Below are 26223 nucleotides of genomic sequence, written 5' to 3'. Positions count from 1 at the left end.
ACTCGGTGCAATAAGATCTTTGCTCTCGGTGCAATCCAGGGGTCCAAGGGGGAGACCGGCCGATGAGTGACTACCGGCGCATCGCCGACCGCATCGCCGACGACATCGCCACCGGCCGGCTGCGGCCGGGCCAACGGCTGCCGCCGCAGCGGGCGTTCGCACGGCGGCGGGGCATCGCCCCCTCGACGGCCGGGCGGGTGTACGGCGAACTCGTGCGGCGCGGGCTGGTCGTCGGGGAGGTCGGGCGCGGCACCTTCGTACGGGCCGCACCGGACGGCCCGGCGGGGCAGGCGCTCATCGAGCCCGGCCCGGCCGCCACGCCCGTCAACCTGGAGCTCAACTACCCCTCCGCGCCCGGCCAGCCGGAGCTGCTCGCCCCCGTCCTCGCGCCCCTGCTGCGCCCCGACGTGCTGGCCGAGGCACTGTTACCGGCCGCCGCGACCGGCACCGAGGCCGCCCGGGAGGCCGCGGCCACGCTGCTCGCCGGCCCGGGCTGGCGCCCCGCCCCGGAGCGGCTGCTGTTCACGGGCAACGCCCGGCAGGCCATCGCCGCCGTGCTGGCCTCGCTGGTCCGGCCGGGCGGCCGGGTCGGGGTGGAGCAGCTGACGTATCCACTGGTCAAGGAGATCGCGGCGCGGCTCGGCATCACGCTGGTGCCGCTGGCCCAGGACGCGTCCGGGCTGCTCCCGGAGGCCGTGGCGGCCGCGCACCGCTCGGCGCCGCTGTCCGCCCTCTACGTGCAGCCGACCCTGCACAACCCCACGTCCCTGACGACACCCCGGCCGCGGCTGCTGCAACTCGCCCAGCTGGTCCACGACCTGAACCTGCCGGTGGTGGAGGACCGCATCTGGTCCTTCCTCCGGGAGTCCGGTGATCCGCTCGCCGCGCACGCCCCGGCCCTCACCCACGTCGTCGACGGGCTCTCCAAGCGGGTCGCCCCGGGGCTCACCGCGGGGTTCCTCGTCGTGCCGCCGCACCGGGTCGACGCCGTGGCCCGGGCCGTGCGGTCGGGCGGCTGGAGCGCGGGGCGGTTCGCGCTGGAGGCGGCCGTGCGCTGGGCCGGGGAGGGGACGGTGGCGCGGCTGGTGGCGGCCAAGCGGGCCGACGCGGCACGGCGGCAGCGGATCCTCGCCGAGGAACTGGCGGGCTTCACCGTGCGGTCCGACCCGGGTGCCTACTTCGCCTGGTGGGACCTGCCCGAGCCGTGGCGCGCGGACACCTTCACGGCCGCCGCCGCGGCCCACGGCATCGCCGTCACACCCGGCCCCGCCTTCGCCGTCGCCCCCGGGCACACGCCCGACGCCGTCAGGCTCGGGCTCGCGTCGGCTCCGGAACCGGATCTGCGACGGGCACTGCGGACCCTCGCGCATGTCGCCGCGCGGCGAGCCGGGGACCGTACCGGCCCGTGACCCAGGCGCCGGCCGCCACCGCCAGGCCCAGCAGGCACAGCAGCCAGGACACCGTGCGCAGGGTGGCGGTGAGGGCGTCGTAGACGGCGCCCGCGGCCGGGCGGTGCAGGGCGTCGGGCAGGTCGGCGAGGGTGAGGCGGCGGCCGATCGCCACGGCGAGGACCAGCAGCACCCCGCCCAGGGCCGTGCCCAGCCCGAGGGCGGTGACCGCGCGGCGGCGGCACGCGGCGACGGCGATCGCGGCGAGAGCGAGGACGGCGGCGGCGAGCGGCAGCCAGAAGGCGGCGGTGTCCAGCACGTGGTACCCCTTGCGCAGTCGGTCCGCGTCGTCGGCCGGGAGCACCGGGATCCGCGTGTGCGTGACCGGGATGCGATGGGCGAACGGCACGTGGTCGTCGGAGAATTGCTGCTTGACCCGGGCGATGACGGGAGCGGCGTCGACGGTGACCGGGGCTCCGCGGGCGCCGTCGTCGCGCACGGCGCGCAGCACCGCGTCGTGCACGGCCCGGTTCGCCGCGTCCCAGGCCACACGGTAGGCCTCGGTGCGGGTGAAGGAACGGGCCGCGTCGTGCACGAAGGGCCCGACCGCCCCGCGCAGCGGCCCGGTGACGGCCTCGCGCCGCCCGGCCTCCCGCATGACACCGTCGCCCATGGCCTCCGCGACCGCGCGCCGCACGTCCGGGTCGGCGGCGAGCGGCGCCATCGTCCGCACGTAGCGGCCGGTGTCGGTGAGCCCGTGGGCCGCCCAGGACGCGAGCGCCGCGAACGGCACGAGCAGGCACGCGAGGGTGAGCAGAACGGCCGACAGGACGTTCCGCGCTCGTGGGGGCGCCTGCTCGGGACGCGGCGCCCGGTCTCGCTCGGACACCCTTCCAGGCAACGGGCCCCGCGCCCGGCCCGCGAGCGGTGCGACGCCCTCCGCCGGCCCGTCCGCCACCCCGCACGGCACTCCACCTGCGAGAAGCGGCGTCGCCCGGCTCCGGTGCCGGGCTCCCCCGAACGGGTGCCCCGGTCCGTTCCGGGTTCAGCCGGCGCCCCGGCCTCAGCCGATGCGCCGGCCCGCGGCGTCCTCGTGCGTGTAGTAGCGGTAGAACACCATCGCGAGGACGCCCGCCCCCACCGCGAGCCCCAGGCCGCTGGAGCTGAGCACGGACGCACCGGACTGGCTGTACAGGAAGCCGGTCGCACCGCCCGCGAAGACGAACCAGCACACCGCGTGCAGTTCGCGGCGCAGCAGCGGCGCCACCGCGCACACGGCGGCGAACAGCGCGGCGAACACGACCGCCGTGACGAAGCCGAACAGCAGGTTCCAGCCCGTGATGGGCCCGGCGTCGCGCCGGATGGCCGCGGCCCAGTAGCCGTAGGTGAGCCCGAGCACGATGGGCAGGCCGACCTTTACGGCGATGTGCGTCCGCGCTCCGAAGACATCGGGCCGGCGACGTGGCGTGATCATCCTGCGTGAGGCGGGTGCCGCATGAGCCATGACAGCTCTCCTCTCTGTCCCTGCCCCTGGAACCAGGGCACACCTGCGGGCAGCCCCTGGCAAGTCGGATGTACGGGGGGAATGGGATGCGGCCGGTGCGGGCCCGTGTTTCGCTGGGGCCGTGAGCCGCCACCGCGAGGGGCACGGTCCGCTCGTCCGGCACGCGCGGGCCGGGCGCAACGACGTCGTGCGGCGGCAGGAGCTGCTGCGGGTGCGGGGCCGCAGCGTGGCCTGGGTGCCGCCGCTGCTGCTGCTCGTCGCCATCGTCGTGGCCGACTACCACACCATCGGCGAGTTCCGCATGATCTCCTGGATCGTGCTGGTGCCCGCCCTCGCCGCGTCGATCTGCGGGGTGTGGGGCACGGCCCTCTTCGCGGTCCTCTCCCTGTTCACGTACGTCGTCGCCGACAGCACCTGGCCGCACGAATACCGGGCCGGCCGCGCCGACTTCGTCCTCGTCGCCCTCGGCGGCATCCTCGCCACCCTGGCCTGCGCGATCCGCGTGCGCGACGAGAACCGCGCGCTGCACATGAGCGACGTCGCCGACACCGTCCGCCGTACCGTGCTGCGCCCGCTGCCGCCCGGCTGGGGCGGCCTCGACCACGCCGGTGTGTACCTCACCGCCGACGCCCACGCCCGCGTCGGCGGCGACTTCTACGACATCCAGCCCGGCCCGCACGGCACCCGGGTGCTGGTCGGCGACGTGCAGGGCAAGGGCCTGGGGGCGGTGGAGGCGGCGGCCGCGCTGCTCGGCACCTTCCGTGAGGCCGCGTACCACGAGACGGAGCTCGCGACGGTCGCCGAGCGGCTGGAGACGCGGATGATCCGGCACCGCGGGCACACCGTCGCCCTGGGCCGCTCCGACGGCGACCGGTTCGCCACGGCCGTCCTGCTCTCCTTCCCCGACGACGAGCGGGAGGCGGTGGACGTCCTGCTGTTCGGGCACGAACCACCGCTCGCCGTCGGGCCGGGCGGGGTGCGCACCCTGTCGGCCGGGGCCGGGCTGCCGCTCGGCTGCCGGGACCTCGCGCCCGGGCCGCCCCGGACCCGGCGGTGGCGGGTCGCCGCCGACGAGACGCTGCTGCTGGTGACGGACGGTGTGACCGAGGCCCGGGACGGCACCGACGCGTTCTATCCGCTGGCCCACGAGGTGAGCCGGGCCGTCGCCGAGGACCCCGGCACCGCCGAACCGGCCCGCCTCGCCGCCTTCGTACGGGACGGCACCCTGCGGCACGTCGGCGGGCGCCTGGGCGACGACACCACGGTGTTCGCCGTCCGCAGGAGATCCGTGGGCGAAGCCCCCGAAGGCGGACGTTTGCGGTCCTGAGACCCACCTTCGCAGCCGCAGCGGTTACGGTGCTGACGTACGTGATCGACACAGGGGGTGGGGCCATGCCCGGAACCGTGCTGCTGCTGGCGGCCTCGCCGGTGGGCAGGGGGCGCCTGGTGGACGCCGCCTCGGTGCTCCCCGTCCTCGCCGCCGTACCGCCCGCGGTGCTGTCCGGCACCGACACCGCGAACGTCGTCGAACTCGCCGACCCGCTGGAGCCGCAGGCTGTCCTCACCCGGCTGCGCGCCGCCGCCACGGCCCCCGGGCCCCTCACCGTGTACGTCACCGGGCAGCTCCAGCTCGACCGCCGGCAGCGCCTGCCCCACCTGGCGCTCGCCCGCACCACCGCCTCCACCGCCCGCTACACGGCGTTCCCCTGGCACTGGTTCCGGGAGGAGCTGCGGCTCAGACCGGCCGGCGCCACGACCCTCCTGCTCGACCTGCACGCGGACGCCGAGACCTGGGAGCTTCTGCGGAGCACCCCGCTGGACTCGGGGCGCGGCAACGCCGTTCACGGCCGCATCGCGCCCCCGCCGTCCCGGCGTACGGTCGCGGCCCCGGCGTACATGAAGGCCGTCGCGACGATCCTGCGCAGCGGATTCCGGCCGCCCGTCGAGCAGTTGCACCAGCAGGCGATGACCCGGATCGCGCCCGAGAGCGCGGGCACGGACCTGGTGCTGAGCACTCCCGGCCCGACGGGCGGCGACCCGCACGCCGCCATCTCCGCCGCCGTCCAGTCCGGCCGGCACGCGGACGCCGACGCGCTCGCCGCCCGGCACGAGCAGGCCGCCGTCACCGCGCACGGGCCCGCGTCCGAAGAGGCCCTGCACTGGGCCGAGGTACGGGCCGACCTGGCGATGTTCGCCGGGGACGCCGCCCGCAGCTGCCGCACCTGGCTGATGATCGCCACCGCCCGTCTGAACGCCGGGCAGGCACCGGACGCCCCCGCCGTCGAGTCCGCCGTGGACCGGGCCCACCACCAGTGGGGCCAGGTGCACGACACCGCCCCCGCCCGCGAACTGGGCGCAGAGCTCGCCGCGTTGCGCGGACGGGTGCCCGGACGGCGCGAAGGAGCACTGGACCATGTGCAGCGCCAGCTGAGGCAGTTGCAGACGCCCGCCGGTACCGGAACACGCATCCCGGACGGGGCGGCGTTCACCCGGCCTACGTGAATCGAGCTGCCCGGCGGCGCCTCGCCGGCGCGAAGGCGTCGATCGCTCCCGCGCCCCTGCCCGGTGCGCTGTTCCATCCCTGGATGCGGTCGGCAAGCTTCCTGAGCCGAGGATCTTCAGGACCGACGGCGAGCTGGAAGTGGGACTGCTTCACCGGCCGCAGATGCCCGCCCCAGGCAACGACGCCCTCACAGTCCGCGAGGATGTCTGTGACGACGATCTGCTCGGCTTCGCTCATGCCGGTGTTCTTGACATCGGCTCCCAGCGGGTAGTGCAGGGGCCGGATCGCGATGGCCGTGCCCGACAGGTGGTTCGACTCGAATGCCGAGCCGATCTCACGCTCCGTCGTGTGCCCTTGGAGGTCACCGGGCAAAAGCATGTCGACTTCATAGGCGAACCGGCGGGCAACGTGGAGAAGAACTGTCGCGACGTCTCCCCCCGCCAGGGAGACGTCGACGTCGGTGCCTTCGACCCGGTACTTCCCGGCGTGATCGAGGATGGGCCAGCCGTTTGCCGATTCGCGCTTGGTCCAGGCACGGTCGCCGACGGCAGGGGCGGCCTGTGCCGGGCCGGCGGCCGCGACGGCCATCGCTGCTCCGGCCCCGAGGCCGAGAACCCGTCTACGCGTCAAGCTCGTTGTCATGGGGGGCCCTTCTGCGCTGAGAGCGGTTGATGAATATCAGGGTGAAACAGACGGTGGCGCAGGCCAGCCCCGCGAAAAGCAGAGGTGTGACCCAGAACGACACATCATTGGTGCTGTATCCGCTGCTCCAATGGCAGGTGACGGATGGGGGGAAATGGTGGACGGTCGCCGACGTCAGGCTGTAGTCCCGCCCGGAGTCCACGTAGTCGCCACTGGCGGTCTTCGTCGCACAGAGGTCGAGTGGGTTTGTGTAGGCGAGACCGTAGAAGGTTCCGGCACCGTAGGCGGCGAGAGCGGCCGCGCTCCCGACCGCGGCCAGACGGGCCGTCCGCGAGGGCTTCTTCCTGGTCACCCACAGCGCGTACGGAAACACTCCGAGGACGAAGAGGAGGAGCGTGATCGCGGGCGGGCCGAAGAGCGCGAAGAGTGTCATGCGTGCTGACGCTACTTCGCTCCAAGGAGACGCCGCTGGTTCGCCTGGTACTGCGCTCGCCGGAGTGTTTCCGTGGAGGCGTGCTGAGCGAGGTTGTTGCCGAACGCGTTGCACCACGCGTTGAGCTGGTCGGAAGGAAGGTGGTGCGGCATCAGGGTGGGTATGCCGCCGAATTTCTGGATCAGGCTCGCGCGGCCGCCCACCAGAATGACCCCGTCCCCGCTGGCGGGCTCGTCCGTGAGGATCTTCTTCGCCTGAGCGGCTGCCTCGGTGATGGTGCCGCCGAACCGTCGCTTCAGATAGTCCCTGAACCGGGTGAGACCACCGTTGCCCTGGTAGTGATCACGGACCGCGTCGACGATGGTCTTACCGCCACGCACGGCCTGGGCGATGAGGTATCCGTCGGCGTCTTCGACGAGGTCGGTGAAGCCGAAGCTGGACGCGACGCCGATCTTGCCCATCTTGTCGTTGATGTAGGTGGCACCGGAGGCGTAGGTGTCGTGGTCCCGTCGCCATTCGCCGTACAGGGTCATCAGGTCGCCGCCCCAGCCGGCGACGTCACCGAGACTGATGTCCCCCGCCGGGTTGGGTTTGACGAACTGGCCGTTCGCCGTGGCCATGAGGTGTTCGATCCCGAGGTGCTGACCGGTGAACGGATCCTTGAACTCCGGCCAGATACTCAGGTTGCGGCTGTTCACATAGGAGACGAAGCCCGCATCCACTTTCCCGATCAGAGCCCGCCACTGGTTGTCGTCGTACGCGTCGCTACGGAGGTACTCCATGACGAGCTGGTTCGGGTTGCCCTTGCCGTATGCCTTGGCCAAGTCATAGAGGGACTTGATGTAGTTGACGAACTCATCCGCGGGAGACGACGGTCTGTTGACGCTGCTCTGGCCGGGGTCGCTACCGATGCGGTGAGCGTCTCGGTCGAGCCAGAAGGTGTCTGTTCCGTTGGTGACCTGGTATTCCTTGATCTGGTTGAAGGACCAGTTCGCCGGCAGGGGATAGCCGAGGTTGCCTGAGAAGCCCCAGGACATGCCGGACACGAACGAGTAGCGGGCGTAGGTCTCTTTTGTGACCTCGGCGCATACGTGTCGAGAGCCGTACACGCCGTGCACGTACCGCTTCCCCTTGCTCCCGAGCCCGGACGCGACGCCTCGGAAGTACTCGAGGATGGCCGGCATATCGGCGTCGGTGGCGTCGTAGTCGACGGCGAAGTAGATGATCGTCCCTCGGTTGAAACCGAAGTGCACGGCCTGGTCGTGGGCCTTCTTCGCATGGGTGTACCCATTCCCCCAGTAGTACTCGGACAGGGACCTGCCGTTGTCCTGGAAGATCGGGAATATCCGAAGTCCGCCATTGAAGATGTTGGAGATTTCACCTTCTTCAAGCATCTTCGAACCGCCGCCGGCGGATGCTTCGTTGAGGTACCTGCCGACATAGCGGTATCCGTCGCTGTGCATTCTCTTGGCGCGTGACGCCGTGATCGTGTAGGCGGTGTCGGAGGCGGTGACCGGTCGGTCCGGGTCTCCCATCGATACAAGGAGTTGCGCCCATGTCGCGTAGTCGCCACGGCCATTGGCGGATATTTCGGAGAACCGCTGGAAGGTGGTGACGAAGTCGGTCAGATTGCTGTCGAACGATGTCTTGAACACCGTCTTCGTCTGAACGGTGTCGCCGTTTGCGTTTACCGTGACGATCGGCTGGTTGAAGACACACGCGGCGGAGAACAGCTGGACGAAGATTCCGGAAGAGCCTTCCGAGACGCCGGCCTTGGACTTGATGCCGGCTTGCGTTCCGGCCCCGAAGTTGCCGGTGGCGTCCGCTTCGGCGATGCCGATCTCCAGCTGGAGGGCCTTCATCAGGTTCTGCTGGACATTGCGGGAGTAGTGGCCGTCGGCCGGGCCGATGTCGACCGTCTTCCTCGTCCAGTAGCGACCGTTCAGCCACTGCTGGATGGAGCGGACCTCCTCCGACCCGCCGGCGGTGAGTACGTAGGCATCCATGTTGAGCAGCGCCTTGAACACCTTCGCCTGGAGGCTGCCGCTCTGCGAGAGGCCCATGTTGCTCTGCATCTTCTTGACGGCAAGCTCGATGTCCGGGTCGTAGAAGCCGGTGTCGGAGTACCCGCCGGTGTAACCCTTGCAGAACAATCCGTATCGGATGATCTTCACGATGTTCTTGTTCTTTGCCCAGCCGCTTCCGATTTCGCCCAGCGCCGCGAGTTTGGAAACGGTGCCGTCGCCGAAGTTCGCCACGACGGGACTGATGCCCAGTTCCTTCTGCAGCCCCATGATGAAGGAATACATCGTGGGCCAGCCGACCTTGCCGTCTTCTGGGCACTTCTGGTAACCGGACACGCTCGCATAGGTCGAGTTGACCCACTTCTGCGCTTCGAGGACTTTCTCGTCGGCCATGTCGGATCTCCTGGACTGCTTGACGGGTTGGGGAGCGGAGGCAGACGACGCCGGCTCATGGCATGAGACGTCCTGCCTGGCGAGCACGCGCACGCTGTGGGTGCGGGTGCCGTGAGGTGCTCAGGTGCCGTGCCGCGCGTGGCCGGCGTGCGCGGTGTCGATGAAGCGCCGGCACGTCGCACCGAGGGGCCGGCCAGGTGGCGTCCTGGGCTGTCGTTGTCATCGTCGAAGGACGTCGACGGGTGCGTGGGGGCCGCTCGCCGGCCCGGTTGCACGCCGGGCGGCAAGTCTCAGGGCGAGCGCCGAGGTGAAGGCCGATGGGGCGAGCTCGGAGGCCCCTGCGTGGTGCGCGAACCTCGTCCAGGGCCGCGGTGCCGAGCCGCCTCCAGCGCGGGTGCGCCGCAGGGGCGCACCCGGCTTCCGCTGTGACAGGTGCAGCAGTCTCCGCCGGCCCTGAGGTACCCGGGCACAGGCGGGCAACGTTCGTGAACGCGCCCGCTGTCGCGTCACACCTCCTGGCGCCTGCGACTCGATCGGTGAACGCAGACGCCCGGAATGGTCAGTCGCAGGGGGCTACGAACCTGACTCGGTCGATGATCGCGACGCCGCTCGACCACATGATCGCGGTCACCCGGGAGCAGTTGTTCCAGCCGGCGTCGTGGTTGCCCTCGCCTTTGACCGGGCCCGCGTACTGTGAGTACGTTCCCTCGTCCACCTTGCAGGCCACACCGGCCTTGTTCGGGCACAGCTTCAGCTTCATGTGCTTCGCCGTGCCGAGGTTGTTGTCGAACACCGCGCAGGCCCCCGACACGCTGGTCGTGGATCTCGTGTAGGTGAACAGGGTGCCGAATCAGCGCGCGTCCGGGAGTTGCTCGGCGGCCTCGAGTTCGTACCCGGATCCGCACAGCGTCGCAGTGGCGCGGACGGCGGCGGGGTTCTCCGCCGCGATCGCGCGCGTCCGGGCGTCACGGGCTCCGTTCTCGGAGAACGCGACACTGGTCCCAGGGACGCGCATGCCGCTGCCCGAGGGGGCGTGGTCGGCGGCCATGGCCTGCGGGGTGACGGCGAGAACGGAGACGAGGGCGGCCGCCGGGGCGATGAAACGTATCAATGTGCGCATAGTCAGGTGCTCCTGTTCAAGAGAGAGCTGGCTCAGGACCGCACGCGTCATCTTCGGACGCTCCGCCGGGAGTTGGGCATGCGTGCACCGGCGAGGGACCACCACAGGTCACATCGGTGTGCACAAAAGGCAGTGGCAAGGCATGAGCGATGTTTCCCCCTGGTGAGGCTCCCGGTGGTCGGGCGGGCGCCTGGTAGAACGGATTGGTCGTTCCGTCCCGTGTGTGTACCGCAATAGGCGTAGAACATAGTCGAAGAGCCGACATGCGGGTCGGTCGGTCGAAGGAATGGCCTGAACGCTTCATGAGGGCAGAAGGCCGCTGAGGTGACGTAACCCCTGTGCCGCCCCGCAGTTGAACAGTGCGCCCCATGTGAAGCACGGGTGAAGAGTCAGGGGAGCGCGTGGTCACTCTGTTGGCTGATTCACACCCCTGTGCGGCGGGCATCCAACGCGCGGGTACGCCCTGTCCGCCGGGCACTTGCCTCCAAGCGGTCCGCGGCTCGAAGAACCCCGGGGCAGGCGTCCTCACCGTCTCATCGTCCGGCTGCGTCGCCTTTGTCGCTCACGTCGCTGTGAAGTGCCGGCTCGGACCGGCTCTCCTCCGCTCTCGCCGATCCCGTGTTCGCCGCCAGCAGGAGCGTGGCGACGGCGACGACCGCAGCCGTCAGACCTCGGGCGTACCGCTCGGCGGTGCGTGTGCGTTCGAGCACGGCGACCTCGCAACTGGGGCGGCGACTGTGGCGGCAACGTATTAAGCACGTTCGACAATGCGGCTTAACACTCCGATTAACCTAGGGGCAGCACAGGCCGAACGGCAAGAGTGGCAGGGGGAGTTGGCGTGGGGGAGCGTGATGATCCGGGGACCATCGGTCGCCGGGTGCAGCGGTTGCGTGTGGAACGCGGACTGACGCAAAGGCAGTTGGCGGAACCCGTGTACACACCGGCCTACATCTCCACCCTGGAGTCCGGCCGGGTGCGCCCTTCGGACGACGCCCTGCGGCACCTCGCGGAGCGGCTCGGCGTCGCCTTCGACGAGCTCGCCGGCGGGCACTCCGCCCGGCTCGTCACCGGCCTGCGGCTGCGGCTGACCGAGGCCCGGCGCACCCTCGCCGTCGGCGAGGCCGAGGCGGCGGCCGAGAGTTACGCCGAACTGCTCGTCGAGGCCGAGGCGAACCACCTGGCCGCGGAGCAGTCCACCGCGCTGCTCGGGCTCGGCGAGTGCGCCCTGGAGACGGGCGAACTCGTGGCCGGCCGGCAGTACTTCGAGCGGGCCGAGGAATGTCTGGCCGACGCCCCGCTGCCCGCCCGGGTCCCGGCCCTGCGCGGCCGGGCCGTGGCCCACTACCTCGCCGGTGAACTCCGCTACGCCGTCTACCTGCTGGAGACCACCCTCGACGAACTCAACCGCGGCGGCCTGCACGACCCGGACGCCCTCCTCCTGCTCTACGCCAGCGCCATCGGCCCCTACATGGACATGGGCGCGCACGCCCGGGCCGCCCAGGCCGCCGAGTTCGCCCTGGCCCTCGCCCCCCGGTCCGACGACCCCGCCCTGGTCGCGCGGATGCACCGGTCCGTCGCCCGCACCCTGGTCGCCGAGGGCCGTCTCGCCGAGGCCGACGCCTCCCTGGCCAAAGCCGCCGAGCTCTACCGGAACCTGCAGATCCGCACCGAACTCGCCAACTGTCACTGGATGCGCGGCTACGTCTACGCCCAGGACGGCCAACTGGAGCGCGCCGAGGAGGAGCTGCGGCAGGCCCTCGGCATGCTGTCGGCCAGACGCGCCGCCCTCTACAGCAGCCAGGTCGCCGTGGAGCTGGCCGACGTGCTGCACCGGCGCGGCCTGTCCGACGAGGCGGCGGCCCTGCTGCACGACGTCCTCGGGCACCTGTCCCCCGAGCGCGGCGCCGTCCACTCCGCGGCCGCGCACCGTCTGCTCGGCATCATCGCCGAGGACGCCCGCCGCACGGAGGACGCCGAGGAGCACTACGTCCGCGCCCTGAGCCTGCTGGAACGGGCGGGCGCCGCCGGTGACCTGGCCGACCTGTGCCGGCTGCTCGGGGACCTGCTGCGGCGGACCGGACGGGTGGAGGCGGCCCTGGACGCCTACCGGACGGGCCTCGGGCACCGCACGGCCCCAGGCACCACCACCCTCGGACCCGCGCCCGCACAGCCTCCGCTCTGAGAAGGCAGAGCCCTCGCACAGCCGTGCGGGTTGGCCTCCCGCCCGGGATGTGAACGACCGGGGCGGGCGCGTGGCGAACCAACGGACGGAGAGCCGACGGACGGCGGCCGACGGCACACGCTGGGCCTGAGGGCCCCGGTGCACACCGTCCTCGGCGGTGCCGTGCTGCTCGCCATCGCGACGGTGGCGTCGATGCCCGGACCCGTGCCGGCCCTCGACCTCTCCTGCTGCACCGCCGACGCCACGACCGCCAAGGCCGAGGTACGCGGTGTGTCGGCGCCGCCGGTCGACTCCTGGGTCTCGGCCGTCACCCCCGGCGCGGCCGAAGCCTGGCGCCGGTCGTCGACGCGACCTCCGCGCGGCGGGTGCGGCAGCCGGACGACCCGTACGAGAAGCGCTGAGGCCCCGTACCGCACGGTGACGCCCCGCCCGGTGGTTTTGCCCCATCCGTAACGGGTAGTCGGGGCACGATTCCGGGAGAGCTCGGAGTGATCCGGGCGGGTGCCGGGCCCGGTGCCGGGCGGGCACCGGGCTCGGGTGCGGTCGCGCGCCGTTGTCGCGTGCTGCGGTCGGCCGCGGTGATCGAAGGAGGCGGTGGTCGTGCGGCCCAGGGACGATCCCCGAGGCGCCTCCGACGGCGACGACGACGCGTCGGGCCACGGCCGCGCCGGGGGTGACGGCCGGGACCCGGACGGAGCCCGGGCCGCCGACGTGATCGCCCGGGGCGTACGGGGCGCCGAGCCCGGCGAGGTCCCGGGGCGGCTGTGCGAGGTGGCGGTGGAACTGCTGCCGGTGATCGGCGCGAGTGTGTCGCTGCGCAGCGAGGGCATGCCCGTACAGCTGAGCGCGAGCAGCCCGCAGGCCGCGCACCTGTCGCAGATCCAGGCGACGCTGGGCGACGGCCCCTGCCAGAGCGCCGTGGAGGACGGGGCGCCCGTGCTCGCCTGCGACCTGACCAGCGGCCACGACGCGGGACGCTGGCCGGTCTTCGCCCAGCAGGCGACGGAGGCGGGGGTACGGGCCGTGTACGCGGTTCCGCTGGGCAGCGGCGCGGCGTGCGTGGGCACGCTCGACCTGTACCGCGACCGCCCCGGCTCCCTCACCGACCGGCAGCTGCACGTGGCCCGGATCGTGGCCGGCGTGATGACCGTGGCCCTGATGGCACTGCCGCACGGCGACGAGCCGAAGACGCAGGACGGCGAGGACGACTGGCTGAGCGGCCTGGCCTCCGACCACGACGAGATCTACCAGGCCGTCGGCATGATCATGGCGCAGCTCGGCGTGGGCGCGGACGACGCGCTGGCGCGGCTGCGGGCGGACGCCTTCGCACGCGGGCGCACGGCCCTGCACGTGGCACGCGACGTGATCGCCCACCGCACGCGTTTCGACCGGTCCTGACCCCTGAGATCCGGTACCGGCCCTGAGATCCGGCACCGGCCCTGAGATCCGGCACCGGCCCTGAGACCCGGTACGGGCCCCGAGATCGGCACCGCCCCTGGGACCCGGTCATGACTTCCCCGGGCCGGGGGCCGTCAGATCTGCGCCCGCCCCTGCTTCCTGATCTCGGCCAGCCGCTGCGCCCCGAGCTGCACGGCCTGCTGGGTGACCTCCGCGTACACCTCGTCGAGGCCCGCGTTGGTGAGGGTGATCGTCTCCTCGCCGACGCGGACGGCGGCGAGGTCGACCGTGAGGTATGTCAGCTCCCCCTCCTCCGTCTCGCCGGCCAGCGTGACCCGCAGGGCCTGCCGGGCGTCTCCCACCGGCGGCAGCGGCAGGTCGCTGACCTCCACGCCCTGGATGCCGCCGCGGGTGGTCGCGGCCGTGAACTCGCCGCACCTGCCGGGCAGCGACTTCATCCAGTCCAGCGTGCGGTCCACGTCGGCCGGGGGGTGAGCGGTGACCCGGTAGTGCAACTGGGCGTCGGTGTCGCCGTCGTCGAGCGCGGACGTCGCCTGCGGGCCCTTCGGCGTGCCGAACGGCTCCTCCGTGTAGAGGGCGTCCAGCAGCCGCTGGCAGTCCCGGTCCTCCGTGGTGGCCTTCAGCAGTCCGTCCCGCCAGGTCCGCGCGCCCCGGGTCGGCGCCCACGGCTCCCCGAGGTCGGCCTCGGTGACCAGGGCCGCCCGGGCCTGGGCCTCGGTGAGGGCGGCCCCGGAACCGGCGGGCTGCTCGACGGCGGGTGACACGGCGGTGGCGGACGCGGAGGCGGAGAACCACCGGGGCCGCGGCTCGTCGTCGACGGAGCAGCCGGCCGTGGTGAGCAGGGCGGTGACGGACAGCGCGGAGGCCAGGAGGGCACGGGGGGCCGGGGGACGGGTCATCGGGGTGCCTCCTGCGGGGGCTCATGGAGGCGCCTGCGTGCGGGGGCGGGCTCTCCAAGATCGGGTGAGTGCTCTTACGGCACCACCGCGACCGCCCGCCCACCAGCGATACGGGCCGTCCGGGTGACCGGACCGGCCCGCCCACCAGCGATACGGGCCGTCCGGGTGACCGGACCGGCCCGCCCACCGCCCCTCAGGACCGGCGGGCGGGCCGCTGCGCCGCATCGGCGACCGAGTGGCGGCCCGAGGGCCCGGGCTGTGGGACGCGTCGTATGACGGGTCCGCCCGGGGCGCGCCCGTCGTAGGACGGGTCCGCACGGGCGCGGCCGGTCTCAGAACGTCCAACGCGTGTGGCTGTACACCCCGTTGTCCCGGCCGAAGCCGTACGCCGTGTCCGGGGTCACCGCGAACACCACCACCTCGCCGCCGCGGAAGGCGTCCCCGATGCCGTGGAAGGTGCCCTCGGGGGAGGTGATGTGCGGGCCGTACTTCGTCTCGTACGCCGTGATCACCTCCTCCAGGCGCGCCCGGTCGGCGACGGGTTCGGCCCGGCCCTCTACGACGAGGTCGAGCCCGTCGGTGAGGGAGTTCGACCCGGTGGTCAGCGCGCAGTGGGCGTCGTGCGCCAGGTTCTTCGCCTTCTGCTCGGTGCGGCCGGTGGAGAAGTACAGCACCCCGTCGTGCCAGGCGGCGATGCAGGGCGTGACGTGCAGTCGGCCGTCCGGCCGCACGGTGGACACCCAGAAGATCTCGGCGGCCTCCAGCCGCCCCTGCGCCTCGGCCCAGGAGGTGGCGGTGACCTCCGAGGCACCCGGGCGGGGGTTGAGCGCGGAGCTGTAGCGGGCGTCGAGCTCGGTCGTCGGTTGCTGTGCGGGCATGGCGGGGCTCCTTCCTCGTCTCCTGCCCATAACGACCGTCCGGCGGGGCCGGAATCATCGCCGCGTCCGTTCGTGTGGCCGGGCGGTGCCGGTCAGCCACGGCGGTATGCCGGTCCTGACGCGGGCCGGATCCCGGAGCGGGCCGGGGCCGTAAGGTCGCTGCTGCGGAGCTTTGCCGCGCAGCCACTGGAAGGAGTCCCCGCCGTGACGGACGGTCAGCCCATCCCGGTGATCATCGACTGCGACACCGGTGTCGACGACGCCCTCGCCCTGCTGTTCGCCGTACGCCACCCGGCGCTCGACGTGCGGGCGATCACCTGCGTGGCCGGGAACACCGACGTCGACGGCGTCGTCCGCAACACCCTGACCGTGCTGGAGCAGGCCGGCGCTCCCCACATCCCCGTCGCCCGGGGCGCCGAGCGGCCGCTGATCGAGGCTCCCCGCTCGGCGCAGCACGTGCACGGGCACGACGGCATGGGCGACCTGGGCCTGCCGGAGCCGTCCCGGCGGCCCGCCGACGTCGACGCGGTGACGCTGCTGCGGCGCGAGATCCTCGCCTCCCCGCGCCCGGTCACCCTCATCCCCACGGCTCCCCTCACCAACATCGCGCTGCTCCTGCGCACACATCCGGAGGCGGTCCGCAACATCGAGCGGATCGTCTTCATGGGTGGCGCGGCGGCCGTCGGGAACGCCACGCCCGTCGCGGAGTTCAACGTCTGGCACGACCCGGAGGCCGCCGCGATCCTGCTCACGGCCGGGGTGCCGATCACGATGTACGGGCTGGACGTGTTCACCCGGGTCGTGGTCCCCGAGGCGGATGTCCGCAGGCTGCGGGAGAGCGGTGAACCGGGGGCGCGGCTGGCCGGGGAGCTGCTCGCGCACCGTCCGGCCCATCCGGACAGCCGTCCCGACGACCCCTCCGAGACGGCCGGCGGCCTCGGCGACGCGGGCGCGGTGTGCGCGGTCGCCGACCCGGAGGGCCTGACGACCCACCGCCTCCCGGTCGACGTCTCCCTCGCGCCCGGGCCGACGCGCGGCATGACCATCGTGGACCGCCGCCCCCGGCCCGGCGAGGCGGAACTCCACGAGGGCACACGCGAGCAGCCGCTGGTCGACGTGGGGCTGGACGTGGACGTGGAGCGCTACGTGAAGCTCTACCTGGCGACGGTCGAGATGTGATCCATGGACTCTCGATCCTGAGGGTGCACCGGATTCAACAGCACGGCGGGGCGGGAGACGTGAGGGTCTCCCGCCCCGCCGTGCTGTTTCACGTGAAACACCGGCTACCGGCGTCCGCCCCGGTACGCGAAATGGCCGCGGTGGTCTGCCCGGTGGTCTGGCGCCCCTGCAGAGTTCGGCTGTTCCTCTTGGGTTCGGGCGTCCTCACGCGTTGCGCTTGGCCGCGCGGCGTCGGGTCGCGACGACGAGGGCCGCGCCGCCCGCCAGCAGGGCCGCCGCGCCGAGGGCGATCGGGCCGGTGCTGCTGTCGGCGCCGGTCTCGGCGAGGTCGCCGCCCCCGCCGTTCGGCTTGGGCGCGACGGGCGTCGACTCGGAGGCGCTCGGGGTGGGCGTGTCCGTGTCGGAGGACGGCGGCGTCGAGGGCTTCGCCGGCTCGGACGGGGACGCCGGGGGCGTGGTCTCCTCGGCCGGCTCGGACGGGCTCGCGGGCGGCGTGGAGGCGGGCGGCGAGGTTTGCGCGGGCGGCGGGGTCGTGCAGTTCTTCGTCCCGCCGTTCCAGGCCGCGATCAGCTTGTCCTTGATGACCGGGCGGTCTGGGCCCTTGGGCAGGTCGCCGTGCTCGAAGCCGTCCTTCGCGTCGAGCTCGCCGTCGAACTTCACCGCGCCCCGGTAGAGGTCGATCTGCCCGAAGCAGCCCTTGTCCGGGATGGCGATGTCGAGCGACTCGGTGCCGCCCGGCTTGACCGTCACCGTGTCGAAGTCGACGAACACCTGCTCGCCGGAGGTCGCGAACGTCGCGCCGTGGGCGAGGTAGGAAGCGAGGGATGCCGTGCAGGTGGCCGCGTCACCGGCGGTGCGGACCTTGATGTGGACCTTGCCGTCGTCGGTCGGCTTCAGGTTCTGGTCGTCGACCTTGACCGAGTCCTGGAAGGTGGTGCCGTCGAGCGAGAACTGACAGCGATCGGTCCCGGTCTCCGTGCCCGCACCCGTGCCCGGCTTGTAGCTGCCGCCGGACGACCAGCCGTCCCCGCCGGGCGTACCCTGCGCGAACGCGGTCGTGGCGGAGGCGGCGCAGAGGGCGAGGGCCGCGGCGCCGGTCCCCAGCAGGCGTCGCGCGGTGACACGTCTCGCTATGGACATGCGTATCCCATTTCTTGGCGTGTGCCGAACCCGGCCGGCGGCATGCGGGCAGCGCGCGGCTGCCGGGGCCGTACCGGGGGTGAGTGGTCTGAGAAACACTGGGCTCATTGGTCACATGCGCCTCAGTGGCCCCCATCGTGGCGGCGCCGCAGCACGCTGTCAACCTGCGGTAATGCAAAGGGAGTTGTGCCGCCATCACACTTCCGTCACAGCAGGAATGGACTGCTCCGATCGGCGCGATGGTTCCTTTTCCTGGCATTCTGGACAGATTCAATGCAGTCGCCCGTATGCCCTGCGAAGGAGACCGCGTGACCGATCGCTCCACCCTCGACCTGTCGTCCCGTGACCCCGACTGGTGGCGCCAGGCCGTCGTCTACCAGATCTACCCCCGCAGCTTCGCCGACGCCGACGGCGACGGACTCGGTGATCTGCGCGGCATCACCCGTCGTCTCACCCACCTCGCCGCCCTGGGCGTCGACGCCCTGTGGCTGAGCCCGTTCTACCCGTCGGAACTCGCCGACGGCGGCTACGACGTCGCCGACCCCCGGGGCGTCGACCCGCGCCTGGGCACCCTCGACGACTTCGACGCCCTGGTCGGCGAGGCCCACCGCCTCGGCCTGAAGGTCATCGTCGACATCGTCCCCAACCACTCCTCGCACCGGCACGTCTGGTTCCAGGAGGCCTTGGACGCCGGGCCCGGCTCGGCGGCCCGCGACCGCTACGTCTTCCGCGACGGACGCGGCGAACACGGCGAACTCCCGCCCACCGACTGGCAGTCCGTCTTCGGCGGCAGCGCGTGGAAGCGGGTGCCCGACGGGCAGTGGTACCTCCATCTGTTCGCCCCCGAGCAGCCCGACCTCAACTGGGAGAACCAGGAGGTCCGCGCCGACTACCGCACCACCCTGCGCTTCTGGTCCGACCGCGGGGTCGACGGCTTCCGCGTCGACGTCGCCCACGCCCTGGCCAAGGACCTGAGCGAACCCCTGCGCGACCTCGGCGCCCCCGAACTGAGCGGCGAGGAGGCACTGGCCGCGATGCCGCCCGGCACACACCCCTTCTACGATCGCGACGACGTGCACGAGATCTACCGCGACTGGCGCAAGATCCTCGACGCCTACCGCCCGCCCCGCATGGCCGTCGCCGAGGCGTGGGTGCCCGGCGCCCGGCGTGCGCTGTACGCCCGTCCCGACGAACTGGGCCAGGCCTTCAACTTCGAGTATCTGCAGGCCGGCTGGGACGCGGAGGAACTGCGGCAGGTCATCACCGACTCGCTCGCCACCGCCCGGGCGGCGGGCGCCTCGGCCACCTGGGTGCTGTCCAACCACGACGTCGTACGGCACGCCTCCCGCCTCACGCTGCCGCCCGGCACCGACCCCAATGCCTGGCTCCTCTCCGGCGGCCACGCCCCGGCCCTCGACGAGGCGGCCGGGCTGCGCCGGGCCCGGGCGGCCACCCTGCTGATGCTGGCGCTGCCCGGCTCCGCGTACGTCTACCAGGGCGAGGAACTCGGCCTGCCCGAGGTCGCCGACCTGCCCACCGAGGTCCTCCAGGACCCGATCTGGGAGCAGACGGGCCACGTCCGCAAGGGTCGCGACGGCTGCCGGGTGCCGCTGCCGTGGACGACGACCGGGCCGTCGTACGGCTTTGGGCCCGGCGGTGCGTGGCTGCCGCAGCCGGCCGCCTTCGCCGACTACGCCGTCGAGGCGCAGGACGGCGTCGAGGGCTCGACGCTGGAGTTGTACCGCACGGCCCTGCGGCTGCGCCGCAAGCTCCTCGACGGGGAGGAGCTGACGTGGGCGGCGGACGCCCCGGAGGGCGTGCTCCGGTTCGACCGCTGCGAGGGGTGGCGGTGCGTCACGAATCTGTCGGGCAGGCCGGTCGAGCTGCCGGCGGGTGAGGTGCTGCTGAGCAGTGCGCCGCTGGAGGACGGTCGGGTGGGGCCGGACACGACGGTGTGGCTGGGCCGGTGAGGTCGTTCTTTGGCTGCGGCCGTGTGGGGGGCTGGTCGCGCCCCGCGGCGGAGCCGCAGATCGGCACAGCCCCGCACCCCTTCGGGGCGTGGGGACACTCGCGTGGATCAGTCGGGCGTGCCGTTCGTACGGGCCGCCGTGAGATTCGTCGGCGGAGTGTCTTCGACGGCCCGACACGGACAAGGAGCCCCGCCCGCGATGAACAGGTGCAGCAGGACGGCAGACGTGGTGGTGGGCGTTGTGGCGGGAGTGTTCGTGGTGCCGGGGGCGTCCGCGGTGGCACGGGACGGTGGGCTCTCGCACCCGGCCGGGAGGGCATCGTCGAGGTCGCGGGTGTCCCGGAGGGCGCCGAGGGCGTGACGCTGACGCTGACCGCGCCCCGGGGTACGCGGGTGACCGGCGTACCGCTCGACGCGTCCGGCTACCGCGGCTCGGTCGCCGCCGACGGACGCAGCGCCGCGTACACCGTCACCGGCGGGGAGTCCGGGCCGGACAACGTGCTCCCCTTCGTGCTGGCCGTCCCCGGCACCCGGCTGCGGGACTGCTCGCTGCGCCTCACCGACGCCCGGGGCGTGCCGCGGGCCGTCGGCCGGTGGTTGGTGACCGTGGGCCTGGCCTCGCCGACCCTGACCCGCCCCCTGTCCGGGGTACCGCTGGCCGCCCGGCCGGAGGTCTCCGGCACCGCCCACCCGGGAGCCCAGGTCACCGTCCGCGACAAGGACGACCAGGAGGCCTGCGCGACCACCACCGCCCCCGACGGCACCTGGAACTGCACGCCCGGCACCGGCCTCCCGGCGGGCGCCAACCGGCTCCAGACGGTCGCCGCCCTGAACGGGGTGAGCGCGATGAGCGAGCAGATCGACATCGTGGTGACAGCGGAGGCCGACGCGGGGCGTCAGTAGCGCACGGCGCGGGCCACGTCCGCGCGGACGTCGCCGGAGAGGGCGTGGGTGCTGCGGGCGGTGGCCGTGGCGGACTCGCCGGCCTGTACGTGGTCGATCGTGACGATGACGGTGTCGACCAGGTCGCCCCCGGAGCTGTGGAAGTCGACCTGGACGGCGAAGGAGTGGGCCGAGTCGTCGGAGTTGCGGACGGTGACCTCGGCCCGGACCCGGCCGTCGGAGCCGGCGACGGGCGCGCCGACCTTGACGTCGCCCTTGACGTCGATGCCGTCCTGGATGTCGTCGAGGCGACGCCCGGCCTCCGCCGTGGCGGACTCGATCGCCTCGGAGGCCCCGGAGGCGATCGACGCCACCGCGGACTCCGCCTTGCTGGCGGTGTCGGAGGGAGTGTCGTCTCCGCTGCAGCCGGTGAGCACGGCGGACAGGGCGAGCGCCACGGCCGCCCCTCCCGTCGCCCAGCGGGTCCGGTGGCGGGCAGCCATGTCGCCTCCCTGGTCTACGGCCCTACGGCCTCACTGCCTCATGTACGGCCGAGTCCGCCGCCGCCGAAGGATCCACTGGATCCCGGCGACCAGCGGCGCGGTTTCTGATCCTTTCCGGTCCTGGTGCTCGCCCGGTGGAGCTCATGGGGCATGAGCCGCTGCCCGTCGCGCGTCACGACCGGCACGTCGTCGGGCTCGCGCATCTCCCGCATCTCGCGGACCGGCCCGCTGTCGGGGACGTGCGGCTGTTCCTCCGGGGAGGGGTGATGGATGTCCTTGTCCATGACCCGCATCCCGACCCGCACGGCCCAGATCAGCCCACAGGCCACGATCAGCCCGCCGACGAAGGCGATGGTCACGGCGACCGCGTGATCTGACGACGCCGCCAGTTCTGCATACGTTGCCGTATTCATGCCCCAAGTATCACCGACGGAATGAGATAAAGCGCCCGGAATGTCCCTTCGCTCTGTGCCCGGCAACCCGGGCCGCGCCGCTGGCGACCTCACGGTGACACCCCGTCCCCGCACGAGGAGGCCACGGCGGCCCGGACCTCCGTACCGCCCTCACCGCCGCAGGACCCCCCTCGACTCCGGCTCAGTGTGCGAGCAGGACCAGGGCCAGGGCGGCCAGCGCCGGGACGGTCTGAACGAAGATGATCTTCCGGCTGGCGGTCGCGGCGCCGTAGACCCCCGCGATCGCGACGCACACCAGGAAGAACACCGAGACCTGGAAGCCCACCGGGTCGGACGCGACCGCGCCCCACACCAGGCCGGCGGCGAGGAAGCCGTTGTAGAGGCCCTGGTTGGCCGCCAGGGCCTTCGTCGCGGCGGCGAACTCGGCCGTGGTGCCGAAGGCGGCCCGGGCCCGCGGCGTGGTCCACAGGAACATTTCCAGCACCAGGATGTAGGCGTGGAGCGCGGCGAGGGCCAGCACCGCGAGCGTGGCGACGGTCGACATGCGCTCATCATCACAGCACCGCCCGGCCCGCCCTCGTTCGGGCCCTCCCGGGAGGCGCCGCGGGTCCCGGACTGGCAGATTGCGCCCAGAGGAAGACCGGGTCCGGCCGTCGCGTCCCCGCGTGTGCCGCTCGGGAGCCGGGCCCGGTCTTCCCGCCTATGGCGCGATGGCCTTGCGCAGGGTGTGCAGGCACAGGGTCAGCGCCGAGTGCTTGGGCGTGCCGGTCGTGCGGGTGTGCTCCCAGGCCGTGTACAGCAGGGCCCACACCGGGTTGTGGACGCCACTGCTCGTGGAGCTCGGCATCGATGCTGCCCTCGGCGTGACCGCGCCGGACCGTGTGCAGGAAGTGCAGGTCGGCCGGGGACTCGTCGTCCCAGTTTCGGCGGCCGGGCCGCCGTCGAGCCGGGCGCGCTCGGTCGCCGCCTCGACCTTGTCCAGGAGGTCCGCGCTGATCGCGGCGAGCAGATCCGACCGCTCGGGGAAGTAGCGGTGGACCGTCGTACGTCCCACACCCGCCGCCGTCGCGACGTCGCCGAGCGACGTGGTCGGGTCGCCTGGCGTACGTCGAGCAGGACACCCCGGTCGTGCCCGGGACGATCCGCGACAACCCGCTGCCGGCGAGCCCCGGCGCGACCGACGAGGAACTGCGGCGCGTTCCGCGCGAGGTGCGGCCGGCCGAGAAGGTCGACGCCCTGGACGAGGGACTCGACACGCCCTTGTCCGGCGCGGCGGTCTCCGGCGTGAGCGGCAGCGCATCGCCCTGGCCCGGACCCTGCCGCGCACCCCGGACGTCCTGCTCCTGGACGAGGCGACGGCCCAGCTCGACGGGCTGACCGAGGCCGCCGTGCAGACCTGCGTGCGCGCCCGCGCGGCGGCCGGCGCGGTCGTCACCGTCGCCCACCGGCTGGCGACCGTGATCGAGGCGGACACCATCGTGGTGATGGAGGCCGGCCGGGTCCGCGCCCGGGGCGGCCATGCCGAGCTGCTCGCGACGGACGCGCCGTGCCGGGAGTCGGTGGAGGCGCTGCGCACCACGGCGGACTCGCAAGCGGCGTGACGGCGCGTCAAGGTCGGCGGCCAGTTTTCGATCATCCCTCGGAAGGATGTAAGGACTGTCCGCCGCCCAAGACGATGATCCCGACCTGTTCGAACACGACCGAGTCGAAAACCGACGCAGTCGAACATCGATGTTCTCGAACACCACGGAAGGGACACGCAGTTGCGTATCGCCCGGCTCCTCGGAACCGTTCTGGGCACCACCTTGCTGACGACCACCGCCGTGCTGACGGCCCCCGCACACGCCGGCACACCCGCCGCCCGGGACACCGCCTCCCTGGACAGACCCGCCCTGCGCGACTCGCTGGACGCCGTCCATGAGGCGGGCATGTACGGCGCCTTCTCGTCCGTGCGGGACGGCCGGGAAGGGTGGACCGGCGCCTCGGGTGTGGCCGACGTGGCCACCGGACGGCCCGTCACGCCGGGCATGCGGCAGCGGGTGGGGAGCATCAGCAAGACCTTCACCGCCGTCGGCATCATGCAGCAGGTGGAACGCGGCCGGATCCGGCTCGACGAGCCCGTCGGCGACTACCTCCCGGACCTGATACCCGGGGAGCGCGGCCGGAAGATCACCGTCCGCATGCTCCTGAACCACACCAGCGGCATCGGCGACTACGTCCTGAGCGCCTTCCCGTCCCTCGCCGAGGGCTCGACGGGCAGCCTCGAAGAGGAACGCTTCCGCTCCGTACGCCCCGCGGAACTCGTCCGGATGGGCCTCGCCGCCCCCGCCACCGGACGCCCCGGCACGGTGCCCGGCTCGTACTCCAACACCAATTACGTCATCGCCGGGCTGCTGATGGAGAAGGTCACCGGCCAGAAGGCCGGCGCCTACCTCGCCCGGCACGTCATCGACCGGGCCGGGCTGCGCCACACGTACCTGCCGCGCACCCCGTACATCAAGGGCCCGCACCCGCGGATGTACGAGTCCTGGTTCGGACTGCTCGACCCGCCCCGCGACTTCAGCGTCTACGACATGTCGTGGGCGTCCACCGCGGGCGCGGTTGTCTCCACCACTGACGACCTGAACCGCTTCTACCGCGCCCTGCTCGGCGGGAAGCTGGTCGGCAAGGCCTCCCTCGACGAGATGACGCGCACGGTCCCCGTCTCCGGCATCGACTACGGCCTCGGCATCTACTCCCTCGAACTGCGCGGCTGCGGCCGCTTCTGGGGCCACGACGGGGCGGTGTTCGGAGCCGGCACGATCGCGCTGTCCAGCCGGGACGGCAAGCGCCAGGTGGCTCTCGCGCAGAACCTGATGAAGTACCAGGAGCTCGACGAGAACGGCCTCCCGAAGCAGCACCCGATCGACGACGCCATCGCCGCGCATGTCGTGCGCGCGCTGTGCACGGACGCCCCCGCGTCCGGAATCAACCATTCTCGGTTGACCAAGAGTCTCAGGTTTGATCAGCTGTCCCACTAGTCATGTTCGATTCTGATCGAGCGCTTCATGGCTCCCTGGGGGGGAGCTTGTGACGAGTTGGGGAGTCTCCTAGATGCATCACGGTTCCGCCGTGCCCCGCCGCGCCGGATTCCGGCGCGGCGCCGCGGCCCTGGCCTTCGTGGCACTGTCCGCCGGCACCGTTCTGACGGGTGCGCCGGCCGCCACGGCCGCCGGCAGTGCGGCCCTGGCCGGCCAGGCCTGCACGCCGACGGAGGGTTTCTCCGGCTGCCGCCTGTTCAACCCGTCGAAGGCGAAGCAGGAGTTCACGGTGCCGTCCGGCGTGACGAGTCTGGACGTACGGGCCTGGGGAGAGGGCGGCGCCGGCAACTCCATGGCGACCGGCGGTGCGGGCGGCTTCGTCGCCGGCACCCTGAAGGTCACCCCCGGCGAGGCGCTGAGCGTCGCCGTCGCGGGGCTGAACGCCGGTGACGCCCTCGGCGGCAAGGCCGGCAGCACTGGTGCCGAGCGCGGCGGCAGCAGCAGCGCCGTCCGCACGAGCGGCGGCGCGGCGCTGGTGGTCGCCGGGGGCGGGGGCGGCGGGGGCGGCGACATCGCCCACGGACAGGCGGGCGCCGCCGGTGGCGAGTCCGGCCAGGACGCCTCCGAGACGGGCCGCGGTGGCAAGGGCGCCACGGGCGCGAAGGGCGGCGCGGCCGGCGGCAACGGCGCTCCGGGCGCCGACCATGCCAAGGGCGGTGCCGGAGGCGACGGCGGCGCGGGCCGCCACGGCGGTGGCGGCGGCGGTGCCGGCTATGCGGGCGGTGGCGGCGGCACGGGTGCCGAGACCGGTTCCTCCACCGGCAACGACCCCACCACGGGCAGTGGTGGCGGTGGCACCAGCTTCGCCGAGCCGGCCCGCGTGGACGACGCCCGGCTGGTCGTCGGCAGCCGCTACAACGCGCCGGAGAAGAAGGACCCGTTCTGGGCCCCCTCCGACAACCCGATCGACTCCGGCGTGGCCGAGGGCGGCGTCAACGCGCCCGGCGGCCCGGGCCGGATCGTCCTGCAGTGGCGGCAGACCCCCGCGGTCGACCGGCTGGTGCAGGTCTCCGGCACCGAGGTGACGACCCAGCCGGGCGGCGGCGTCAAGCCGCTGGCCGTGGTGGCCCGGGACAAGGACGGCAAGCCCGTCACGGACGCCTCGGTGACGTTCACGATCGACGACCCGGACGGTGTGAAGCCGTTCTTCTACATCACCGACGGCCCGGACGAAGACGAGACCGTCGTGGCGACCGACGCCCAGGGCCGTGCGCAGACCCCGTTCATCGAACTGGGCACCCGCAAGGAGGGCCGGTTCACCGTCCGGGCGAAGACCCTGGGCGCGGAGACGGTCTTCACCGTGCGGGTCAAGGAGTCGCCGTACACCGTGAGCGTCGGCGGCGGCAGCGAGCAGAAGGCCGAGCAGGGGGAGGACTTCGCCGAGGCGCTGGTCGCCCGGGTGGTCAAGGCGGGCACGGCGGCACCGGCCGGCACCGAGGTGGAGTTCCGCGTCGAGGACACCGCAGAGGGCGCGCCCCGCTTCGAGGGCGAGGACCGGGTCGTCCGCGTCAAGACCGACGACTCGGGCAAGGCGACGGCCCCGGCGCTGACCGCCGGTGAGGGCACGGGCGCGTACACCGTGGCCGCGTCGGTCGGTGACGCCATGACCCAGTTCGCCGTCGAGGTCGTCCCCGGTGACGGCTCGCAGGAGCCCGGCCCCGGCGACGAGTCC

General features: G+C 72.5%; 26 protein-coding genes and 1 pseudogene. 13 read left to right on the top strand and 14 right to left on the bottom strand.

Features of this window, described 5'->3' with window-relative positions; all coding sequences use genetic code 11:
• Positions 1-62: 62 nt before the first annotated feature.
• A complete protein-coding gene (locus K4G64_RS20385; protein ID WP_221757454.1) occupies positions 63-1409 on the top strand; it encodes a PLP-dependent aminotransferase family protein in 1347 nt (448 codons plus the stop codon).
• Here K4G64_RS20385 and K4G64_RS20380 read toward each other — a convergent pair.
• On the bottom strand, positions 1306-2277 hold the full coding sequence (locus tag K4G64_RS20380; protein WP_308122441.1) for a hypothetical protein: 972 nt from the start codon (positions 2275-2277) through the stop codon (positions 1306-1308). The genes K4G64_RS20385 and K4G64_RS20380 overlap by 104 nt on opposite strands.
• Positions 2278-2451: 174 nt before the next feature.
• Positions 2452-2892 (bottom strand): hypothetical protein, encoded by a 441-nt coding sequence (locus tag K4G64_RS20375; RefSeq protein WP_221757453.1) that lies wholly within the window; start codon positions 2890-2892, stop codon positions 2452-2454.
• Between the two features lie 121 nt (positions 2893-3013).
• Between K4G64_RS20375 and K4G64_RS20370 the strand changes: the two genes are divergently transcribed.
• Complete coding sequence (locus K4G64_RS20370; RefSeq protein ID WP_308122440.1) at positions 3014-4219, top strand: PP2C family protein-serine/threonine phosphatase; 1206 nt, start codon at positions 3014-3016, stop codon at positions 4217-4219.
• Positions 4220-4284: 65 nt separating this feature from the next.
• The gene (locus tag K4G64_RS20365) at positions 4285-5394 is read left to right on the top strand and encodes a hypothetical protein (RefSeq protein ID WP_221757451.1); all 1110 of its coding nucleotides are present in this window, start codon (positions 4285-4287) and stop codon (positions 5392-5394) included.
• On the opposite strand, the gene K4G64_RS20360 is transcribed toward K4G64_RS20365, so the two are convergent.
• The 5 genes from K4G64_RS20360 to K4G64_RS40310 form a co-directional block, all read right to left on the bottom strand.
• Positions 5387-5983, bottom strand: coding sequence for a M15 family metallopeptidase (locus K4G64_RS20360; RefSeq protein WP_260460713.1), 597 nt, complete (start codon positions 5981-5983; stop codon positions 5387-5389). The genes K4G64_RS20365 and K4G64_RS20360 overlap by 8 nt on opposite strands.
• Positions 5984-6014: 31 nt before the next feature.
• Positions 6015-6470, bottom strand: coding sequence for a hypothetical protein (locus K4G64_RS20355; RefSeq protein ID WP_221757449.1), 456 nt, complete (start codon positions 6468-6470; stop codon positions 6015-6017).
• Between the two features lie 11 nt (positions 6471-6481).
• Positions 6482-8887: a glycoside hydrolase domain-containing protein gene (locus K4G64_RS20350; protein ID WP_221757448.1), complete on the bottom strand. Its 2406-nt coding sequence runs from the start codon at positions 8885-8887 to the stop codon at positions 6482-6484.
• 559 nt (positions 8888-9446) lie between these two features.
• Positions 9447-9680 carry a hypothetical protein gene (locus tag K4G64_RS40315; RefSeq protein ID WP_260460712.1) on the bottom strand — a complete coding sequence of 78 codons (234 nt, stop codon included), beginning with the start codon at positions 9678-9680 and terminating at the stop codon, positions 9447-9449.
• Between the two features lie 57 nt (positions 9681-9737).
• Positions 9738-10007 carry a hypothetical protein gene (locus tag K4G64_RS40310; RefSeq protein WP_260460711.1) on the bottom strand — a complete coding sequence of 90 codons (270 nt, stop codon included), beginning with the start codon at positions 10005-10007 and terminating at the stop codon, positions 9738-9740.
• Positions 10008-10845: 838 nt separating this feature from the next.
• On the opposite strand from K4G64_RS40310, the gene K4G64_RS20335 reads away from it, so the two are divergent.
• The 3 genes from K4G64_RS20335 to K4G64_RS20325 all read left to right on the top strand — a co-directional run bounded on the left by K4G64_RS20335 (position 10846) and on the right by K4G64_RS20325 (position 13587).
• A complete protein-coding gene (locus tag K4G64_RS20335) occupies positions 10846-12189 on the top strand; it encodes a helix-turn-helix transcriptional regulator (protein ID WP_221757446.1) in 1344 nt (447 codons plus the stop codon).
• 138 nt (positions 12190-12327) lie between these two features.
• Positions 12328-12642 carry a hypothetical protein gene (locus K4G64_RS20330; RefSeq protein ID WP_221757445.1) on the top strand — a complete coding sequence of 105 codons (315 nt, stop codon included), beginning with the start codon at positions 12328-12330 and terminating at the stop codon, positions 12640-12642.
• A gap of 141 nt (positions 12643-12783) precedes the next feature.
• Entirely contained in the window at positions 12784-13587 is an 804-nt protein-coding gene (locus K4G64_RS20325) for a GAF and ANTAR domain-containing protein (RefSeq protein ID WP_221757444.1), read from the top strand.
• Positions 13588-13721: 134 nt separating this feature from the next.
• On the opposite strand, the gene K4G64_RS20320 is transcribed toward K4G64_RS20325, so the two are convergent.
• Together K4G64_RS20320 and K4G64_RS20315 are read right to left on the bottom strand one after the other, a co-directional pair.
• A complete protein-coding gene (locus K4G64_RS20320) occupies positions 13722-14507 on the bottom strand; it encodes a hypothetical protein (RefSeq protein ID WP_221757443.1) in 786 nt (261 codons plus the stop codon).
• A 332-nt stretch (positions 14508-14839) separates the two neighbouring features.
• On the bottom strand, positions 14840-15385 hold the full coding sequence (locus K4G64_RS20315) for a pyridoxamine 5'-phosphate oxidase family protein (RefSeq protein ID WP_221757442.1): 546 nt from the start codon (positions 15383-15385) through the stop codon (positions 14840-14842).
• Between the two features lie 204 nt (positions 15386-15589).
• Between K4G64_RS20315 and K4G64_RS20310 the strand changes: the two genes are divergently transcribed.
• Complete coding sequence (locus K4G64_RS20310; protein ID WP_221757441.1) at positions 15590-16564, top strand: nucleoside hydrolase; 975 nt, start codon at positions 15590-15592, stop codon at positions 16562-16564.
• A 204-nt stretch (positions 16565-16768) separates the two neighbouring features.
• Here the strand turns inward: K4G64_RS20310 and K4G64_RS20305 are convergent, their stop codons facing one another.
• Positions 16769-17704, bottom strand: a complete 936-nt coding sequence (locus tag K4G64_RS20305) for an LAETG motif-containing sortase-dependent surface protein (RefSeq protein ID WP_221757440.1) — start codon at positions 17702-17704, stop codon at positions 16769-16771.
• A 308-nt stretch (positions 17705-18012) separates the two neighbouring features.
• Between K4G64_RS20305 and K4G64_RS20300 the strand changes: the two genes are divergently transcribed.
• Positions 18013-19674, top strand: a complete 1662-nt coding sequence (locus K4G64_RS20300) for a glycoside hydrolase family 13 protein (protein ID WP_308122439.1) — start codon at positions 18013-18015, stop codon at positions 19672-19674.
• Between the two features lie 356 nt (positions 19675-20030).
• Complete coding sequence (locus K4G64_RS20295) at positions 20031-20576, top strand: carboxypeptidase regulatory-like domain-containing protein (protein ID WP_260460710.1); 546 nt, start codon at positions 20031-20033, stop codon at positions 20574-20576.
• Here K4G64_RS20295 and K4G64_RS20290 read toward each other — a convergent pair.
• From K4G64_RS20290 to K4G64_RS41090, 4 genes are all read right to left on the bottom strand, one after another.
• Positions 20570-21058, bottom strand: a complete 489-nt coding sequence (locus tag K4G64_RS20290) for a hypothetical protein (RefSeq protein ID WP_221757438.1) — start codon at positions 21056-21058, stop codon at positions 20570-20572. The genes K4G64_RS20295 and K4G64_RS20290 overlap by 7 nt on opposite strands.
• Before the next feature lie 38 nt (positions 21059-21096).
• On the bottom strand, positions 21097-21471 hold the full coding sequence (locus tag K4G64_RS20285) for a DUF6479 family protein (protein WP_221757437.1): 375 nt from the start codon (positions 21469-21471) through the stop codon (positions 21097-21099).
• 181 nt (positions 21472-21652) lie between these two features.
• On the bottom strand, positions 21653-22015 hold the full coding sequence (locus K4G64_RS20280) for a DUF1304 domain-containing protein (RefSeq protein WP_221757436.1): 363 nt from the start codon (positions 22013-22015) through the stop codon (positions 21653-21655).
• Positions 22016-22171: 156 nt separating this feature from the next.
• Entirely contained in the window at positions 22172-22525 is a 354-nt protein-coding gene (locus K4G64_RS41090; protein ID WP_308122438.1) for a hypothetical protein, read from the bottom strand.
• A 74-nt stretch (positions 22526-22599) separates the two neighbouring features.
• Here K4G64_RS41090 and K4G64_RS41085 point away from each other — a divergent pair, with 74 nt between their 5' ends.
• The 4 genes and pseudogenes from K4G64_RS41085 to K4G64_RS40295 form a co-directional block, all read left to right on the top strand.
• Positions 22600-22848 carry a hypothetical protein gene (locus tag K4G64_RS41085; RefSeq protein WP_308122437.1) on the top strand — a complete coding sequence of 83 codons (249 nt, stop codon included), beginning with the start codon at positions 22600-22602 and terminating at the stop codon, positions 22846-22848.
• An 11-nt stretch (positions 22849-22859) separates the two neighbouring features.
• A complete protein-coding gene (locus tag K4G64_RS40300) occupies positions 22860-23072 on the top strand; it encodes a hypothetical protein (RefSeq protein ID WP_260460709.1) in 213 nt (70 codons plus the stop codon).
• A gap of 162 nt (positions 23073-23234) precedes the next feature.
• A complete protein-coding gene (locus tag K4G64_RS20265; protein ID WP_221757435.1) occupies positions 23235-24491 on the top strand; it encodes a serine hydrolase in 1257 nt (418 codons plus the stop codon).
• A 73-nt stretch (positions 24492-24564) separates the two neighbouring features.
• A pseudogene (locus K4G64_RS40295) lies at positions 24565-26223 on the top strand (hypothetical protein); the annotation flags it as partial.

The organism is Streptomyces sp. WAC04114, assembly GCF_019733245.1.
GTDB classification, from domain to species: domain Bacteria; phylum Actinomycetota; class Actinomycetes; order Streptomycetales; family Streptomycetaceae; genus Streptomyces; species Streptomyces massasporeus_A.
Note: the sequence above shows the minus strand (reverse complement) of the source record. Positions and strands in the feature narration are given on the sequence as shown.